Origin of the sequence: Streptomyces sp. NBC_01445 (assembly GCF_035918235.1) — a bacterium.
Classification (GTDB): Bacteria; Actinomycetota; Actinomycetes; order Streptomycetales; family Streptomycetaceae; genus Streptomyces.
In genome coordinates this window covers 5,892,311-5,909,352 of sequence record NZ_CP109485.1, presented here as the reverse complement: position 1 = coordinate 5,909,352, position 17,042 = coordinate 5,892,311, and the positions used below count along the sequence as shown (strand labels likewise).

The window sequence follows — 17,042 nt, the reverse complement described above, 5'->3', positions numbered from 1 at the left end:
ATACGGGTCAGTGCGCGATCACCGGGATCTGCACCTCGTCCTGCGCGTCCTCCGTGGAACCGGAGGCCTTCGGGGCGGCGCTGCCCGGGACACCCGTGTTGATGAGGGTGAGGGCGATCGTGGCCGCCGCGGCCAGGATGCCGACGGCCCACCAGATGGCGTGGGTGTAACCGTTCACCATGGCCTGCGCCTGGAGGAGCTTGGCGTTGGTGGCTCCGGCCGCGTGCGAGGCGACGTAGGCGGTGGTCGCCGACGCGGCGATCGTGTTCAGCAGGGCCGTGCCGATCGCGCCGCCGACCTGCTGCGAGGTGTTGACCATCGCGGAGGCGACACCGGCGTCACGCGGCTCGACACCGTGCGTGGCCAGGGACATGGCGGGCATGAACGCCGTACCCATGCCGAGGCCCAGCAGCAGCTGCGCCGGCAGGATCAGGAACGGGTACGAGGAGTCGATCTCCAGCTGCGTCAGGAGCAGCATGCCGAGCGCCGCGACCAGGAAGCCGGGGCCCATGAGCAGCCGCGGGGGGACCCGCGTCATCAGCCGGGCGCCGATCTGCGTGGAGCCCGTGATCATGCCGACGATCATCGGCAGGAACGCGAAGCCGGTGGTCACCGGCGAGTAGCCGCGGACGACCTGGAGGTAGTACGTCAGGAAGAGGAACAGGCCGAACATCGAGATGACGGCGAGACCGAGCGACATGTAGACGCCGCCGCGGTTGCGGTCGAGCAGGACGCGCAGCGGCAGCAGCGGCGAGCGGACCTTGGACTCGGTGAAGACGAACCCGAGCAGCAGCACGGCGGAGGCCACGAACAGGCCGACCGTCATGGCGTCGGACCAGCCGTTGGACTCGGCGCGCGTGAAGCCGTAGACCAGGGAGACCAGGCCGAGGGTCGACAGGACGACGCCCGGGATGTCGAGCGACGAGCGGTTACGGGAACCGGCCGGCTCACGGATGACGAAGTAGGCACCCGCGGCCGCGATGATCGCGAACGGGATGTTGACGAAGAACGTCCAGCGCCAGTCCAGGTACTCGGTGAGGAAGCCGCCGAGGATCAGGCCGACGGCGCCACCGCCACCGGCGATCGCACCGTAGATGCCGAACGCCTTGGCGCGCTCCTTGGCGTCGGTGAACATCACCGCGAGCAGGGAGAGCGCGGCGGGCGCGAGCAGCGCGCCGAACACGCCCTGGAGGGCGCGGGCGCCGAGCATCATGGCCTCGCCCTGGGCCGCACCGCCGAGCGCGGACGCGAAGGCGAAGCCGAGCAGGCCGGTGACGAAGGTCCGCTTACGGCCCCACATGTCGGCGATGCGGCCGCCGAACAGGAGCAGTCCGCCGAAGGCGAGCGCGTAGGCCGTGATGACCCACTGCTTGTTTCCGTCGGAGATGCCGAGGTCCTGCTGGGCCCACGGCAGGGCGATGTTCACGATGGTCGCGTCGAGCACGACCATCAGCTGGGCGAGTGCGATGAAGACGAGTGCCTTCCAGCGCATGGGGTCTGCCTTGGGCAGATCTATTTTTGGCAAGGGGGTAGCCACGACGGCACTCCAAGTGTCGAATAAGCGTGAAATATCGGGTGTTACGGAAGCTGCTGAAGATGTCTGTGGGCTCCGCCGGCGAGCCGGCGGCGGCGGGGCGTGGGTGGATCAGGCCTGCCGGAGGTCCTCCAGAGTCGCGGGCGCACCCGGAAGCTCCGAGCGGGCCGGTGCCATCAGGCCGTCGAGGAACAGCTGCAGATGGCGGTGGACGAAGCGGTCGATGTCCAGGCAGGCGATGCCGGGCAGGGGCCTGGTGAGCTGGGAGAGGGCGACCATCAGATCTCCGACGGCGATGTCGGTGCGCAGCTGCCCGGCCGCGCGGGCCCGCTCCATGAGGCCCTCGGTGCCGGCCTCGAGCCGGTCGCGGGCGGCCAGCAGATCGGGATGGTCCTTGTCGAAGCCGGCCGTGAGCATCGGGCACAGGGCGCCGATCCGCTCGTCCGCGGCCGCGTGCACGAACGTGCGCAGCGCTCCGAAGGAGGCGTCCGGGTCGGCGTCCGCGACGGCGAGCGCCCGTTCGGCGTGTTCGGTGACGCTGTCCATGACGGAGAGGACGACGTGCCGGAGCAGGTCGGCGCGGTCCGCGAAGTGCCGGTAGACCGTGGCGTTTCCGACGCCCGCGCGGCGGGCGATCTCGTCGATCGGCACCTCGGCGCCGAACTCGACGACCATCTCGCGAGCGGCAGCGACGATCCGCTCCCGGTTGCGCAGGGCGTCGGCGCGCGGCTTGGGCACGCGCTTCCCCGTCGCGGGTGCGGTGGTGGTGGCTGCGGCACTCACGGTTCTGGCTCCTTCCGGCGGACGTTGCGGTCATTCTCCGTGGTCTGCTCGTTCCGGGGAGTGAGTCCCCGTTTCTTGCGGACACAGGCCTAAACGGGGAAGGCCTCCCCGGTTATTTCCCGCCATTCGTGTGACCTGAGCCACACTGCCGAAAAACCCACGATCGGCGCACTCAACGAGCGGCCCGGCACACCCCGTCACAGGGTGATCGAAGGACGCAGCCCGCTCCCGGGACTGCCGGGGACCGAGGGTGAGGCGATCTCATTGCGGCAGCGCATACGCAGGGCCCGGCGCAGCGCGGGGCTCGCGGGGCTCACCGCAGTGGCCCTCGCCGTCACCACGTCTGCGAGTACGGGCCGCCTCATAGAACAGTCCCCGTCCCCGTCCGGTTCGGGCTCCGCGTCCCTGTCCCGGCCGGCCGCGCTGAGCCCCTGCATGATCCAGGGCGCACTGGGCGTACAGATGTCGGAAGGCATGCCCACACAGCCGGGTTACGCCCGCTCCACGGGCACCGTCCACGCCCTGAACCTCATGGTCGACTTCTCCGACGCCCCCGGCCAGGGCACCGCGCTCGACCGCCTCGGCGAGTTCTTCCCGCAGACCAAGGACTGGTTCCGCACCGGCTCGTACGGGAAGCTCGACTACCGCCCGGAGTCGCCGATCAGGCACTGGCTGCGCATGCCGAAGACGTTCGCCGAGTACGGGATAGCACGGGGCGCCCCTTTCGACCCCGGCTACCGCGACCTGGTCGACGACATCGTGGCCAAGGCCGACCCGGACGTGGACTTCCGCGACTACGACCTGATCAACATCCTGGTCACCCCGAACGCGGGCCCCTCCGCCCTGGACACCGTGCTGTCCGTGACGTTCGCCGGCAACCACGAGGCGCCGGTCGCCGACGGCGTCCACGTCGCCAACGCGTCGTTCGTGTACAGCCGCCAGGACGACGGCTCGGGCTCGTACGCCGAGACCGGCTACCGCGTACTGCCCCACGAGAACGGCCACACCTTCGGCCTGCCCGACCTCTACACCCAGGACGGCGGCGGCGCCGTCGGCCACTGGGACATCATGAGCGAGGACTGGGGCGCCGGCAACGACCTCCTCGGCTGGCACAAGTGGAAGCTGGGCTGGCTCGGCGACGACCAGGTCAGCTGCGCGTCGGCGCACGGCACGAGCGAGCACACCCTGTCCCCGCTCGGCGTCAAGGGCGGCCCGAAGCTCATCTTCGTACCGCTCACCGCGAAGACGGGGTTCGCGATCGAGGTCCGCACGCGCGAGGGCAACGACGAGGCGGTGTGCCGGCCCGGCGTCCTCATCTACCGGGTCAACGCCGACGTCGACACCGGCCTCGGCCCGATCACCGTCGAGGACGCCACCAAGGACAGCGGCGGCTGCACCCGCAGCCCGAACGTCCACGCGGAACTCTCCGACGCCGCGTTCACCCCGGGCGAGACCTTCAAGGACCCCAAGACAGGGGTGAAGATCAAGGTCGCGGCGGCGGACCAGAAGGGGGACTATCGGGTGCTGGTCACGCGGAAGTGACGTTGCCTAGGCAGAGCCGGCCGGGGTAGTACCCGCCGGGTGGACGGCCTCCCCCACCGGTCCGCGCAGCTCCCGCTTCAGGAGCTTGCCGGTCGCGTTGCGCGGGAGCGGGGCATCCCGCAGGAGCACGTGCGCCGGCACCTTGAACGCGGCGAGCGACTTGGCGACGTGTGCCCTGACCGCGTCGGCGTCCAGCTCCGACCCGGGCCGCACCTGAACGACCGCGGCGACCTCCTCGCCGAGCACCGGGTGCGGCACGCCGAGCACCGCCGCGTCGAGCACGTCCGGATGGTCGTGCAGGACGGCCTCCACCTCCACGCAGTACACGTTCTCGCCGCCCCGGATCACCATGTCCTTGATCCGGTCGACCACGCTGACCCGCCCGTCCCGCAGCGTCGCCAGATCCCCGGTCCTGAACCAGCCGCCCGGCGCGAACGCCGCGGCCGTCGCCGCCTCGTCACGCCAGTAACCGCGGATCACCGACTGCCCGCGCAGCCACAGCTCCCCCACCTCACCGTCGGCGACAGCCTCGCCGCCGGGCCCGGCGATCCGCACCTCCACGGCGGGCGCGGGCCTGCCCACGCTCTCCGGGTGGGCCCGGTACTCCGCGCCGAAGTTGGCGGTGACGCCGCCGAGCGTCTCGGTCAGCCCGTATCCGTTACGGGGCTCCACGCGCTCCCCGAACCGGGCGGTGAGCCGGGCCACGAGGTCGGGCGGCGCGGCGGCGCCTCCGGTGTTGAACATGGCGAGCGTCGGCATGTCGTCACCCGCGGCCTCGGCGGCGTCCAGCAGTTGCAGCGCGGTCGCCGGCACACCGCCGTAGTTGGTGATCCCGTGCTCCCCGATCGCCTGGAGCGCCTTGGCCGCGTCCCACTTGCGCAGCAGGACGAGGGTGCCGCCGGCCGCCATCGCCGCGTAGAAGCCGGTGAACGCGGCGACATGGAAGAAGGGGAAGGTGAGCAGCGCGACGGGCGTGGGCCCCTGCCCGGGAATCTGCCCGCGCCGCAAGGCCGAAACGGCCGCGAAATAGCGGGGGTTGGCGATCGCCCCGACATGCGCCCGGTGCGTGGCGACGGCGCCCTTGGGCCGCCCGGTGGTCCCGGAGGTGTAAATGATGGTGGCGTCGTCGTCGGGCTGAACGTCGGCATCGGGCGGCCCGAGCGAGGGATCGGCGGCGGGCAGGTCCTCGTACCGCTCGAAGCGGTCGCCGGGGAGGTCGCCGTCATGGTGAAAGACAAGGGTCCACGGCCGCGGCCCGCCCTTCCGGGCCAACCACGGCTCGACGCGCTCCAGCCGCTCGCCGTCGACGAGGAGCACGCCCGGCTCACAGTCGTCGAGGGCGTAGGCGAACTCGTCGGCGGTCCACCAGGCATTGAGCGGAACGGCGACGAGGCCCGCCAACTGGGCGGCCCAGAAGGCGATCTGCCACTCGGGGTGGTTGCGCATGGCGACCACGGCACGGTCACCGGGCCGCAGCCCGTACACGTCGACGAACCGACGGGCGAGCGCGCAGGCCTCGGCGAAGAACTCCCCGTAGCTGAGCCGCCCACTCCCGGCGATCAGAAAGGGCGTGTCCCCGAAGGCCCAGGTCGTCTCGACGAACTCACGCAGGGTCCGCGGCCCGTCGGCGTACTCGAGCCCACCGCTCTCGCTCCGCACGACGGCGAAGGGGGCGCCGGGCGAGGTGAGCAGGTCGACGACGGGGTCGGCTGATTGCGGCTCCATGGACAAGGCCCCTTCCCACTGGCCGAACACGATCTACAGGCCTTCGTTCACGATCTACAGGCCTTACGGACGCTACGTCGCCGATGACGCGTGTCACAGGGGCTTCCTCAAGATTTCCCCGAGACCTCCTGCACAGACACGACGCGGGCCCGCGTCCGCCACCCGGCGCCGGTTCGCAGGCTGGCCGCGCGGGATGCGCGCCGGGCTGCCGCGCAGAAGCGCCCGGTCGAGTGAGGCGGGCGCGGTCGAGCGCCCTCCGGCGAGCGGTGCATCGGTTTCTGCGAGATCTTGAGGAGGAGTGCGCCCCACAGTGGCGACGCATGTCCAGGGTGACACCCGCACTCAGCGAGGAAGGCGGGCTGTGGTGAGTGATTCGGATACGGGCGCCGCAGGGCGGAGCCAGGGCGAGACGGCCCAGCTCTCGGCGATCGAGTTGAACGTCAACGATCAGGTGCGGCGGCTCGAGGTCGATCCACGGACCTCGCTGCTCGACGCGCTGCGCGAGCACCTGCGCCTGAGCGGGACCAAGAAGGGGTGTGATCACGGGCAGTGCGGCGCCTGCACGGTGCTGATCAACGGCCGGCGCGTCAACTCCTGTTTGACGCTCGCCGTGATGCATGAGGACGACGAGATCGTGACGATCGAAGGCCTGGGCCATCCCGATGGCCTGCACCCCATGCAACGCGCCTTCGTCGAGCGTGACGGCTTCCAATGCGGCTACTGCACTCCCGGCCAGATCTGTTCGGCCGTCGGCATGATCGCCGAGGTGGAGGCGGGCTGGCCCAGCCACGCCACCGCTGACGTGACCTCGACGCGGATCGCGTTGACCGATGAGGAGATCCGCGAGCGGATGAGCGGCAACATCTGTCGGTGCGCCGCCTATCCGAACATCGTCGCGGCCATCCGTGGCATCGCTGTGGGAGACCCGGAATGAGATCCTTCACGTACGAGCGAGCGACGGACGCACAGGCCGCCGTCGCGGCGGTGTCCAGGACCGGCGCGAAGTTCATCAGCGGCGGCACCAATCTGCTCGACCTGATGAAGCTCGACATCGAGAAGCCCAGCCATCTGGTCGACATCAGCCGGCTTCCGTTGCGGGACATCGAGGAGCTCCCGGACGGCGGACTGCGTATCGGGGCCCAGGCGGCGAATTCCGATGTGGCCGCCGACTCCCGAGTGCGTACCCGCTACCCGGTGCTGTCGGAGGCACTGGTGGCCGGCGCCTCGGGCCAGCTGCGCAACAAGGCGTCCACCGGGGGAAATCTGCTGCAGCGCACTCGCTGCCCCTACTTCTACGACACGGCTGCGGGCTGCAACAAACGCGATCCCGGTTCCGGATGCTCGGCGATCGGCGGGTTCAACCGGATTCACGCCGTCCTCGGCGCCAGCGACTCCTGCATCGCCACCCACCCCTCGGACATGGCCGTCGCGATGACCGTGCTGGAGGCGGAGATCGAGCTGCTCGACGCCGACGGGTCGGTACGCCGCGTCGGCATCGCGGACTTCTACCGGCTGCCGGGCCATACGCCGCACATCGAGACCGTGCTGCGTCCTGGCGAGATGATCACGAGCGCGCTCCTTCCCCCGCCCCCGGCGGGCCGGCAGATCTACCGCAAGGTGCGGGACCGGGCGTCGTACGAGTTCGCGCTGGTCTCCGTGGCGGCTGTCGTCTCGACCGACCAGGGAGCGATCGGTGAGGCGCGGGTGGCTTTCGGCGGTGTGGCGCACAAGCCCTGGCGGTCCATCGAGGCGGAGGCCGCGTTGACCGGCCGTCCCGCCACGATGGCCACCTATCGCGCCGCCGCCGAGGCCGCGATGCGCGACGCCGTGGGGCAGGGGCACAACGACTTCAAGATCGAGCTGGCCAGGCGCACGCTGTGCCGCACGCTGGCGCAAGCGGCCCGGGCGAGCTGAGGAGACGAGATGATCGGGCAAGCTCTGAACCGCGTCGACGGCCCGTTGAAGGTCGCAGGCCGGGCCACCTACGCCTACGAGCAGTGGGGGGCCGGCCAACCTCTCTACGGGTTCATCGTCGGCGCGACGATCGGCAAAGGCCGCATCACCCGGATCGACACCGAGAGCGCCGAACGCGCACCCGGCGTAAAGATGGTGATGACCTATCACAATGCCCCCGCGCAGGGTGTCCGTGACGAGTCCGTTCCGTTCGAATACTGGCGCGCCCAGCCGGTACTGACCGGCCCCGACATCCACTATTACGGCGAGCCGGTGGCATTCGTCGTCGCCACGGCCCTCGAACAGGCCCGAGCGGCCGCCGGTCTGGTCGACGTCGAATACGCCGGCGAACACGGACGTTTCAACTTTGCCGAGCAGGAAGACGAGGTGTACATCCCGAAAGTGGTCAACGCCGGTCTCCCTACCGACACCGCGGTCGGCGATTTCGATGCCGGTTTCGACAGCGCGGCGGTCAAGCTCGACCAGGAGTACACGACGCCGTACGAGCTCTCGATGCCGATGGAACCGCACGCGTGTCTGGCGGAACCGCGCGACGAGGACCTGGTCGTCTACGTCAGCTGCCAGATCGTCGACGCGGCGCGGTCCTCCGTCGCCGCCACGCTTCGGCTCGCCCCGGAGCGGGTCCACATCGTCACCCCCTTCGTCGGCGGGGGATTCGGCTCCAAGCTGGGCATCCATTCCGAGACGATCCTGGCGGCGCTCGCCGCTCGCGAATTGCGCCAACCGGTCAAGGTCGCGATGACCAGGCAGCAGATCTTCCAGCTCGTCGGCAACCGCCCAACAACCAGCCAGCGGGTCCGACTGGGCGCGGCGCAGGACGGACAGCTGACCGCGATCGCCCATGACGTCACCATGCACACCAACCCCGACGTGGAGTACGCCGAGCAGACCGCCGCCACGACCCGCAGCCTCTACGCCGCGCCCCACCGGTTGACCAGCCACCGGCTTGCGCCGCTCGATCTGCCGCCCGGGACGGACGTACGCGCGCCGGGCGAAGCGCCGGGCATGCTGGCGGTCGAGTCGGCGATGGACGAGCTGGCCCATGCGCTCGGGATGAACCCGGTCGAGCTGCGGATCCTCAACGAGCCCACCGTCGATCCAGAACGAGACGTGCCGTACAGCGACCGGCACCTGGTCGACTGCCTGCGTGAAGGCGCGCGCCGGTTCGGCTGGGAGCACCGCCCCGCCACCCCGGCGAGCGTGCGCGACGGGCGGTGGCTGGTCGGCTACGGCATGTCGGCCGCCATCCGCGGGCACTTCCAAGGGCCGACAGCAGCGCGAGTGCGGTTGGAGGCCGACGGCACCGCCGTCGTCCAGACAGACATGACCGATCTCGGCACGGGCACGTACACCGTCCTGACCCAGGTCGCGGCCGACGGACTCGGACTGCCGCCCGATCGGGTGCGGATCGAGCTCGGGCGCTCCGAGCTTCCCACCAGCTGGGGGTCCGGCGGCTCGTGGGGCGCCGCAAGCTCGAGCAATGCGGTACATGGTGCGTGTATGGCCCTGCGCGAGCAGCTCCTGACCGCGGCGCGCGGCGACACGCGCTCGCCGCTGCACGGCCTGGACCCGAAGGACGCCGTGTTCTCCGACCGCAACGTGGCTGTCGGCGGCGCGTCCGAGGCGCTGAGCGAGATCGTCGCACGCAACCGTCCGGAAGGGTTCGAGGCGGAGGGCGGTACCCGCTTCATGGGCGATGATCCGAACTACACGGACTACTCGATCAACACCTACGGGGCCCATTTCGCTGAAGTGGGGGTCGACGCGGACACCGCCGAGATCCGTCTGCGGCGGATGCTCGGCGTGTTCTCGGTGGGCCGCGTGCTCAACGCGAAGACGGCTCGCTCGCAGCTGATCGGCGGCATGATCTGGGGAGCCGGCGCGGCCCTCGAAGAGGAGGCCGTGGTCGACCTGCGATCCGGCGCCTTCGTCAACCGGGACTTCGCGCAATACCTGGTGCCGGTCCACGCCGACATCCCCGACGTCGACGCGGTCGTCCTTGACGGGTACGACGACAAGGCCAATGCCCTGGGCGCGAAGGGCGTCGGCGAGCTGGGCATCTGCGGGGCCGGTGCGTCGATCGCGAACGCGGTGTTCAACGCCACCGGCGTGCGTGTGCGCGACTTCCCCATCACCATCGAGAAGGTGCTGCCCGGTCTGCCACTGATGGATGCCTGAATCCGTGACAACGGTGCCGGTTTCGCCGGCCGGTGGACGTGAGCCGGCGAAACCGGGACCGCACCGAGCACCTGAGGCAGATCCCGCCGGACACCCACGTCGGCCGCCGCCCCACAAGAGAGTCCCCTGCTGATCCACATCGGCGGCGCCTGGCTGAGCAACTCCGTCACCCGAGCCAAGATCACCCACGCGCTCGCAGCCTGAGCCGGTACGCACATCTCTCCGCCCTCGGATCAGACACCACCCGCTACACTGACCGCGGTGGCTGCGCCCTCACGGGCTGCCACCACGACCTGTCGCCAAGCACGCCTGAGCAGTCCGCCCACCTCGGCAGACTTTCAGGGTCGTTTTCCGACAGATCCCCGCCTTCGTAGCTCAGGGGATAGAGCACCGCTCTCCTAAAGCGGGTGTCGCAGGTTCGAATCCTGCCGGGGGCACAGACAGGTTCGTGCAGGTCACGGGTCATATTGCGAGACTGCCCCCCGGGATCATCCCGGGGGGCAGTCTCATATTTCTCACCTTCACGTCCGCGCTGGGGCGGCCGACTACCAGGGCCTCCAGCTCCACGGCGCCCTGCCACGACTCGCAAGTCTGCTCTCAGTCACCCATTCTGAGTAATAGGGCGTCCCTGACATGAGCCCGGTCATCCCGAAGCACTGCCCGCAGGCCCTCCACAAGCTGCGGTGACGGCAGTCTCTCGCCCTGGTTGACCGTTCCGCCCTGGGCCGTGCACTGGTCGGCCGAGATGGCCGGATACGTCGCTGCCTGAGCCGTCCAGATGGGCGAACTCCTCGAAGCGGGCGTCGCAGGTTCGAATCCTGCCGGGGGCACATTGACGATGGCCAGCTCAGGAGGGGTTTCTCCCGGGCCGGCCCTTCGGTGTTCGAGAAGGACTCTGCGGGCCCGCAGAGGCACGTCTGCGTCACGGACTTCACCCTGACCGCGGGTCAGGTGGTCACCCGAGTGGGCCGTCGCCTCAGGTGGGGGCGCAGGCTCACCAGGACCGCGGCGATCACCGCCCACAGCGCGAGGGTGGCCAATGGCTGCACCGCCTGCGCGCCGTGGAAGTAGCTCAGGTCGGTCACGGCGCGGACGGCCGCGCCCGGCGGCAGCAGGGCGGAGACGGCGCGAGCGGCGGAGGGCAGGAGGTCCGGGCCGATGGTGGCTCCGCTGGTGGAGTTGCCGACCGTGAGCAGCAAAAGGGTGGCGACCGGCACGCCGACCGGACCGAGGTAGGTGCCCAGCAGCTTGGTGGTGAACGCGGCTGCCGCGGCCAGCAGCGTCAAGCCGAAGGCCAGCGGCACCACCGGCGCGGGCACCGCCCCGAGGATGGGTCCGGCGATGACGGTGGCGACGATGCCGATGGCCACAGAGACGCCGGACAGCAGCCAGAACCGGTGGCGCAGGTGCAGACGGTTCGCGAGCCCGAGGGCGTTCTGGGCGAGGACGAAGCCGGCCAGCGTGACGCCGAACGCCATGTAGAACCCGGCCAGTCCACGGGAGTCGAAACGGGCGAACGGGACGACGTCCACCGTGGTCAGGCGCTGGCCCGACCCGTGGGCATAGGCGCCGATCAGGCTCTTGACGGCCGTCGTCGTCGACTGCCCGTTGGCCCCGCCGACCTCCAGGCGCAGCCGGTCGGAGTCCGCGCGGCCGCTGACCGCGGCCACGACATCGCGACGCTCCAGCTCAGCGCGTCCCGTGGCCGCGTCGGCGACAGGATGGACATCGACGCTGTCACCGAGGACCTGGCGTATCTCGCCCGAAAGCTCCTGCCCGGCAACAGCCACCGGCACCCGGTGCGGCTGCGGGTTGCGCTGCAGACCGACGTAGCAGCCGACGAAGGCCGCCACGACGACCAGGGCGATCAGGGCCGGCTGGAGCCAGAGCCGGACCGGTGGCGCGGTCGAGGAGGAGGCGGTGGTGGTCAGGTCGGCTTCGGCCGCCGGGCCGAGGCGAGTGGCCATGAAATGTCTCCCGTGAAGGGGCGCGCCCTTGGATGAGGGGAGGGGAGCGCCCGAAATAGATTATGTGGATGATCTAAATAGCAGCGTACGATAGATGTCTTCCGACATCCAAAATGGAGGTGCCCGATGGGTCGCGTCTCACATGCACAGGCGCAGGCGAACCGCCAGCGGGTCGTGGAGCAGGCCTCGCAGCTGTTCCGCGAGCAGGGCACGGGCGTGAGCGTCGCGGATCTGATGAAGGCGGCCGGCCTGACGCACGGCGGCTTTTACAAGCAGTTCGCCTCCAAGGAGGCTCTGATCGACGAGGCGGTCGTCCACGCGGTCGGCGAACTGGCCGAGCGCCACGCCACCACGCTCGAGGAGCACGAGGGACACCGCGCCGAGGCCCAGCAGGCCCTGATCGACGGGTACCTGTCCGTCCGGCACCGGGACAACCCCGCCTCGGGCTGCCCCGTCGCCGCGCTCGCCACCGACATGGCCCGGACCAGTGGCGACCGCGGGGCGCACCGCGCCTACACCGAAGGGGTACAGGACTTCACCCAGTGGCTCGCCACCGACGACGAGGACGGCATCGCCCGGCTGTGCACCATGCTCGGCGCCCTTCTCCTGGCCCGCGCCACCAAGGACTCCCCGCTGTCCGAGCAGGTCCTCTCCGCCGCCCGCACCGCACTGTCACCCGCCCCGCAACCACGTGTCTGACATCCGCTGCTGACATCACGACGCCGGACGGGGGCGTACACCAGCGTCTGCGTCCGGGCATCGCATCAGTCGGCGAAGGGCCGCCGTGGGGGACTGCGCAAGGTTGGCTGGACAGTCCTGTTACTGGGACGCGCTCCTAGCCGGCGACTCCAGCCATCGGTACGGCGTTGGTGACGTCCACGGCCCGGCGAATGGCCTCGGTGAGCCTGACGGCATCGCCGACAGCCCAGTAGTGGACAAAGAACAGGTGAGGGTCGTCGTTGAGGTGGTGGTGATGCACCTCGACGAGTTCGACCCCGCCGCGCCGCAGGGCCACGAGGACGGGCTGGACCTCGTTGGCGATCATGACCAGATCCCCGCTGACCGCGGCCTTTCCGCCGCCGAGCGGCTGAAAGTTGACGGAGGTGGTGGCGCCCAGTCCTGGAGGCAGGGCCAGATTGCCGTCGGCGATGATCTCGCGGCGGATATAGGTGCACGTGTAGATCTCGCCGCTGACCGCCCCCTTGACGCCCATGGCGGCATCGATCGAGGCAGTGTCCAGGTCGACGGGCGGCGAGAGGGTCACGGGTTCGGCAGGCGGGGTACTGGTGCAGTTCAATGCCGCGCGTACTCCGCGGGCAACGGCGACCGGATCGTGGCCGTGAGCATGCAGATGAACCCACCAGACATCCGGATCATGTGCCAGCAGATGCTTGTGGATGGCGGTCAGCATGATTCCCCGCTGTTGCAGGACGTCACAGAAGCGCTGCAGTTCACGCTCGGTGACGACGGTGTCCCCCATCATGAGCGTGCCGTGGTCTGCGTACCGGACGAAGGACACGTGCGCGCCCAGAGCGAGTGCAGGCTTGATCAGAATGCCGCGGGAAAAGACCGTGAGGTCGCGGCGCGGAAAGGCCGTGTGGTACATGAACCGCCTCATGTCACCGGTGCGGCCAAGAGCCTTGCCCACGTCCGCCCAGTCCGCCAGCTTGGTCATCACCGGCTCGACCAGAACGCGTCCCTCAGGTCCGAAAGGCCGGGACTGGGCCCGAGCCGGCACAGCGGCACATGCCGGCGCAAGGGCTACCGCGGCCAGCACACCGCGCCGGGACGCGGTCAGTCGGGAGCGGGTGTCCTGCTGTCGCTCGTCATTCATTTGATGGGCCTCCTGACGCAAGGGAAGCAAGGAAGACCGCGTCGACCGCTGATCGACACAGCTGCGTCCCATCAGTTGGGCTGCCTAGCGGACACCCGACCTCGCTCCGGGAGCTCAAGCTCACCAGCGTGAACTGCATGGCCGGCGCGGCCCCAGCGCACCCACGGTCACGATGACCGCTGTCTACGGGCGGGTCTGCTCCAGGTCGGAGCCGCGCAGCGAAAGCAGTGTGGAGACCCAGTGGTTGAAGCCGAAGCAGGCGACGATGCCCAGGAGTCCAGATATCCCGAGTGCGGATGCGATCCGGGCCACTCCCGCGATCACCTCGAAGAGATCATTCACGGGTTGCCCAAGAAGTCGGCCCGAGAGCTGCGCAGGCTGGTTCGGGAGCTCGGCTCCAAGATCCTCGGACGAGCCGAGGTCATCCGCGCCCACTCACCCGACGTCCCGTGGTGGCGCGGTCAGCTCTAGGCGCGAGGAGACCGAGGGCCCGGTCGCCGCCGACAGCGTCGGTTGCCGGCGCCGGTGCTCGTGCAGCGGGTTGGCCCTGCCGCGACCTGAACTCGTGCGCCACCTCGCCATACTTGGATGTGGCGGGCTTCCGCCGATCCGCACGCAGCCACTGAGGCGAGGCGCTGCGTGCTGTCGGCCCGTGAATCGGCTCCTGGGCGAGCGAGCGGTCGCCCATCTGCGAGGCGATCGGCGGAAGTTGGCCATCGGCCGCGCCGGCTTCCGCCGGGCCTCCCCACCCTCGCCAGGCCGTGAGCCAGACAGCCTGCGAGGCACGCGTCTTCGCGCACAACGAGTCCTCGCTCACCTTTCATCGCCGGCCCGGGTTCGTCGAGGAGGGGCGGCTGCGCGATCACGTGTTCCACGGCGGCCGCCATCACGATCTCGTTGTGCTGGGAATACTGGGGCGGGAGTTCGCCCAGAGTCACCCGGGACCGGGCGAGTCCCAGTGCTTCACGCCGTGAGGACGTCCTCGTAGCGGGCGTGGGCCACCACCGCGCGGATCGCTTCCTCGACGCTCGCCAGGCCCGAGGAGATCTCGTCCGTGGTGAAGATCCGGCCGGGGCGGACCCGCGCGTACGCGGTCCAGGTTCCCGTACGGGACGAGATGACGTAGCCGACCGGATAGCCGCCGGGGATGCCGTCGTCCACGCAGACGTACACCACCTCGACGGCGTCGCTCCGCTCCACACTCAGGAAGAGCCCGCGTCCCTTCAGCATCCGCTCCAGAGGGCCCAGAGGGCTGCTCGCTGCTTGCATGTTCCACTCCTTCCGCATGGGCGGCGGCCGCTCCCCCGGCTACGGCCGCCGCCGGTCCAGCGCGCCCCGCCAGCCGGTGAAATCCCGGTGCTCGACGGGCACTTCCGAACCATCGCGGCACACGCTGCAATGCCAATGAAATTCTGATGATGCGGACGATGGTGCGCGCCGCGATGCGGACGATGACGCGTACCGCGACGCGGACAGTGGGCGCTCGGTGAGCGTGGAGCGGAGGCTGCGGGTGGGTCAGGGGTCTCGTCGGGCGGTTCGGCTCGCCGTGCTCGGGCCGGTGCGTGGCTGGCGCGGCAGCACGCCGCTGCCGCTCGGCCCCGTCCGCCGGCAGGCCGTCCCCGCGGCGCCGGCCCTGCGGCCCGGATTCCTCGTCAGCCGGGAGCAGTTGCCAGAGGGGATCTGGGGCGCCGGCTCTCCGAACTCCGGTCGCAAGGTACCGCCCACCTACGTCTACGCGCTACGGCAGGCCCTCGACGCCGAGGGCCCCGGTCCCGCGCGGTCCCTGATCCGCGGGGAGCCGGGCGGTTACCGCCTCGCCATGGGCGAGGTGCAGCTCGACGCGACGGACCTCGCCGAACACGTGGACGCCGCCCGGCGCGCGAAGGCGTCCGGCGATCCGGCCACCGCCGTGGAACGGCTCCCGGCCGCGCTTGCCCTGTTCGACGGCGGGCCGCCGGCCGGGCTGCCCGGGCCGTTCGACGACGTGGAGCGGTGGCCGTGCGCGGCGCGACGGTGGCCCCTGACGGCGGTGACGCGGGCCGTCACCGAGGGAGCGGTCCCGAGTGCCTACGCCGCCTCCCCCGCCGCCGGTTCGATGTTCTGGTTGGCGTGGAACAGGTTCCTCGGGTCGTACTTGCGCTTGACCTCCGCCAGGCGGTCGTAGTTGTGGCGGTACGTCGCCCGGACGCGGTCCTGATGCTCGTCCTCGCCGATGAAGTTCACGTACGAACCGCCCATCGAAAACGGGTGCAGGTCGTGCCAGTACGCCCTCGCCCACTGCTTGACCGCCTCCGCGTTCGCCGGGTCCGGGTCGATGCCCGCGATGACGCCCGACCAGACCGCTTCCCGGTAGCCCCAGGCCGTCGCGTCCTCGGAGACCCGGGACGCGGCCGCGTTCACCGGGTAGAGGTGCATCGTCGACAGCGGTGTGGGGAGGTTCTCTGCGAACTTGGTGTGTACGTCGATCGCCTCGTCCGTGATGCGGTCGAAGAAGTCGCCGCGCCAGTACCACTGCAGTCCCTTGGGGAGCAGCTCGTCGAACATCGCCTGGAGCGCCGGGTACGGCATCGGTGCCGTGAACTGGAAGGCGGGCGGGCCCGCTTCCGCCGCCGCCGCGATCGCCTCGTCCGTACGGGCCAGGTCTCCCGTCCAGCACCACACCACCCCGCACATCTTCCGGCCGTGGATCTCCTCGGGGAACGGCGGTCCCGGCGGCACGGTCATCGCGACGAAGAAGCCGTTCAGGTCGTCGGGCGCCTCCGGCAGGAACTCCCGGTACCACTCCAGGACGTCACGGGTCTTCTCGACGGGCCACAGCGTCAGCGCGACGCCCACCGTGTGCACCGGATGCAGCTCGAACTTGAACGCGGTGGCGATGCCGAAGTTTCCGCCGCCGCCCCTCAACGCCCAGAACAGATCGGAGTGTTCGGTCGCGCTCGCCGTGACGAAGCTGCCGTCCGCGAGGACCATGTCCACGCTGAGGAGGCTGTCGATCGTCAGGCCGTACTTGCGCGTCAGGTGGCCGTGACCGCCGCCGAGGGTCAGGCCCGCGATGCCGGTCGTCGACTGGATTCCGGCGGGTATCGCCAGGCCGAACGCGTGCGCCGCGTGGTCCAGGTCGCCGAGCTGGCTGCCGCCGCCCACCCACGCCGTCTTCTGCGCGGGGTCGACGCGCACCCAGCGCATCGGTGACAGGTCGATCGTGATCGCGTCGTCGACGAGGCACAGGCCGCCGCCGCTGTGGCCACCGCCGCGTACGGCGAGTTCCAGTCCGTGGTCGCGGACGAAGTCGACCGCCGCCATGACGTCCGCCGCGTCCGAGCAGCGCACCATCGCGGCCGGCCGCCGGTCGATCATCCCGTTGTAGATCTTGCGCGCTTCGTCGTACTCGGGGTCGCCCGGCGCAATCACCGGGCCACGCAGCTCAGTTCGCATCAGTCCGACGACGTCCGTGGCGGTGAGGTCCGGGGCGGTGGTGCCAGTGCCGGTATCGGTATCCGTGTCG

16 protein-coding genes and 1 tRNA gene are annotated in these 17,042 nt (G+C 70.0%); 9 read left to right on the top strand and 8 right to left on the bottom strand.

Annotated elements, in window-relative coordinates; all coding sequences use genetic code 11:
• Positions 1–7 precede the first annotated feature (7 nt).
• Together OG574_RS27005 and OG574_RS27000 are read right to left on the bottom strand one after the other, a co-directional pair.
• On the bottom strand, positions 8–1,492 hold the full coding sequence (locus OG574_RS27005) for an MFS transporter (protein WP_326778631.1): 1,485 nt from the start codon (positions 1,490–1,492) through the stop codon (positions 8–10).
• Between the two features lie 153 nt (positions 1,493–1,645).
• Positions 1,646–2,317 (bottom strand): TetR/AcrR family transcriptional regulator, encoded by a 672-nt coding sequence (locus OG574_RS27000; RefSeq protein ID WP_326775311.1) that lies wholly within the window; start codon positions 2,315–2,317, stop codon positions 1,646–1,648.
• Positions 2,318–2,581: 264 nt separating this feature from the next.
• Here OG574_RS27000 and OG574_RS26995 point away from each other — a divergent pair, with 264 nt between their 5' ends.
• Positions 2,582–3,859 (top strand): M6 family metalloprotease domain-containing protein, encoded by a 1,278-nt coding sequence (locus OG574_RS26995; RefSeq protein WP_326775310.1) that lies wholly within the window; start codon positions 2,582–2,584, stop codon positions 3,857–3,859.
• Between the two features lie 6 nt (positions 3,860–3,865).
• Here the strand turns inward: OG574_RS26995 and OG574_RS26990 are convergent, their stop codons facing one another.
• Positions 3,866–5,584, bottom strand: a complete 1,719-nt coding sequence (locus OG574_RS26990; protein ID WP_326775309.1) for a class I adenylate-forming enzyme family protein — start codon at positions 5,582–5,584, stop codon at positions 3,866–3,868.
• A 364-nt stretch (positions 5,585–5,948) separates the two neighbouring features.
• On the opposite strand from OG574_RS26990, the gene OG574_RS26985 reads away from it, so the two are divergent.
• The 4 genes from OG574_RS26985 to OG574_RS26970 all read left to right on the top strand — a co-directional run bounded on the left by OG574_RS26985 (position 5,949) and on the right by OG574_RS26970 (position 10,173).
• Positions 5,949–6,518, top strand: coding sequence for a 2Fe-2S iron-sulfur cluster-binding protein (locus OG574_RS26985; protein WP_326775308.1), 570 nt, complete (start codon positions 5,949–5,951; stop codon positions 6,516–6,518).
• A complete protein-coding gene (locus tag OG574_RS26980; protein WP_326775307.1) occupies positions 6,515–7,498 on the top strand; it encodes an FAD binding domain-containing protein in 984 nt (327 codons plus the stop codon). The genes OG574_RS26985 and OG574_RS26980 overlap by 4 nt, the downstream gene beginning before the upstream one ends.
• A 9-nt stretch (positions 7,499–7,507) precedes the next feature.
• Positions 7,508–9,736, top strand: a complete 2,229-nt coding sequence (locus tag OG574_RS26975) for a xanthine dehydrogenase family protein molybdopterin-binding subunit (protein ID WP_326775306.1) — start codon at positions 7,508–7,510, stop codon at positions 9,734–9,736.
• A 364-nt stretch (positions 9,737–10,100) separates the two neighbouring features.
• A tRNA-Arg gene (locus OG574_RS26970) sits at positions 10,101–10,173 on the top strand.
• A gap of 510 nt (positions 10,174–10,683) precedes the next feature.
• Here the strand turns inward: OG574_RS26970 and OG574_RS26965 are convergent.
• On the bottom strand, positions 10,684–11,703 hold the full coding sequence (locus OG574_RS26965) for a hypothetical protein (RefSeq protein ID WP_326775305.1): 1,020 nt from the start codon (positions 11,701–11,703) through the stop codon (positions 10,684–10,686).
• Between the two features lie 126 nt (positions 11,704–11,829).
• Here OG574_RS26965 and OG574_RS26960 point away from each other — a divergent pair, with 126 nt between their 5' ends.
• Positions 11,830–12,402, top strand: a complete 573-nt coding sequence (locus OG574_RS26960; RefSeq protein WP_326775304.1) for a TetR/AcrR family transcriptional regulator — start codon at positions 11,830–11,832, stop codon at positions 12,400–12,402.
• A 136-nt stretch (positions 12,403–12,538) separates the two neighbouring features.
• Here OG574_RS26960 and OG574_RS26955 read toward each other — a convergent pair whose 3' ends face one another.
• Together OG574_RS26955 and OG574_RS26950 are read right to left on the bottom strand one after the other, a co-directional pair.
• Positions 12,539–13,558 (bottom strand): DUF1259 domain-containing protein, encoded by a 1,020-nt coding sequence (locus OG574_RS26955; protein WP_326775303.1) that lies wholly within the window; start codon positions 13,556–13,558, stop codon positions 12,539–12,541.
• A gap of 162 nt (positions 13,559–13,720) precedes the next feature.
• Positions 13,721–13,879 carry a hypothetical protein gene (locus OG574_RS26950; RefSeq protein ID WP_326775302.1) on the bottom strand — a complete coding sequence of 53 codons (159 nt, stop codon included), beginning with the start codon at positions 13,877–13,879 and terminating at the stop codon, positions 13,721–13,723.
• A gap of 3 nt (positions 13,880–13,882) precedes the next feature.
• Here OG574_RS26950 and OG574_RS26945 point away from each other — a divergent pair, with 3 nt between their 5' ends.
• Entirely contained in the window at positions 13,883–14,008 is a 126-nt protein-coding gene (locus tag OG574_RS26945) for a hypothetical protein (protein ID WP_326775301.1), read from the top strand.
• Positions 14,009–14,298: 290 nt separating this feature from the next.
• Positions 14,299–14,511 (top strand): GNAT family N-acetyltransferase, encoded by a 213-nt coding sequence (locus OG574_RS26940; RefSeq protein WP_326775300.1) that lies wholly within the window; start codon positions 14,299–14,301, stop codon positions 14,509–14,511.
• Here OG574_RS26940 and OG574_RS26935 read toward each other — a convergent pair.
• Positions 14,501–14,806, bottom strand: a complete 306-nt coding sequence (locus OG574_RS26935) for a hypothetical protein (protein WP_326775299.1) — start codon at positions 14,804–14,806, stop codon at positions 14,501–14,503. The genes OG574_RS26940 and OG574_RS26935 overlap by 11 nt on opposite strands.
• 241 nt (positions 14,807–15,047) lie before the next feature.
• On the opposite strand from OG574_RS26935, the gene OG574_RS26930 reads away from it, so the two are divergent.
• Positions 15,048–15,701 (top strand): AfsR/SARP family transcriptional regulator, encoded by a 654-nt coding sequence (locus tag OG574_RS26930; RefSeq protein ID WP_326775298.1) that lies wholly within the window; start codon positions 15,048–15,050, stop codon positions 15,699–15,701.
• On the opposite strand, the gene OG574_RS26925 is transcribed toward OG574_RS26930, so the two are convergent.
• On the bottom strand, positions 15,605–16,972 hold the full coding sequence (locus tag OG574_RS26925) for an FAD-binding oxidoreductase (protein WP_326778630.1): 1,368 nt from the start codon (positions 16,970–16,972) through the stop codon (positions 15,605–15,607). The two genes, OG574_RS26930 and OG574_RS26925, sit on opposite strands and share 97 nt — an antisense overlap.
• Between the last annotated feature and the right edge of the window lie 70 nt (positions 16,973–17,042).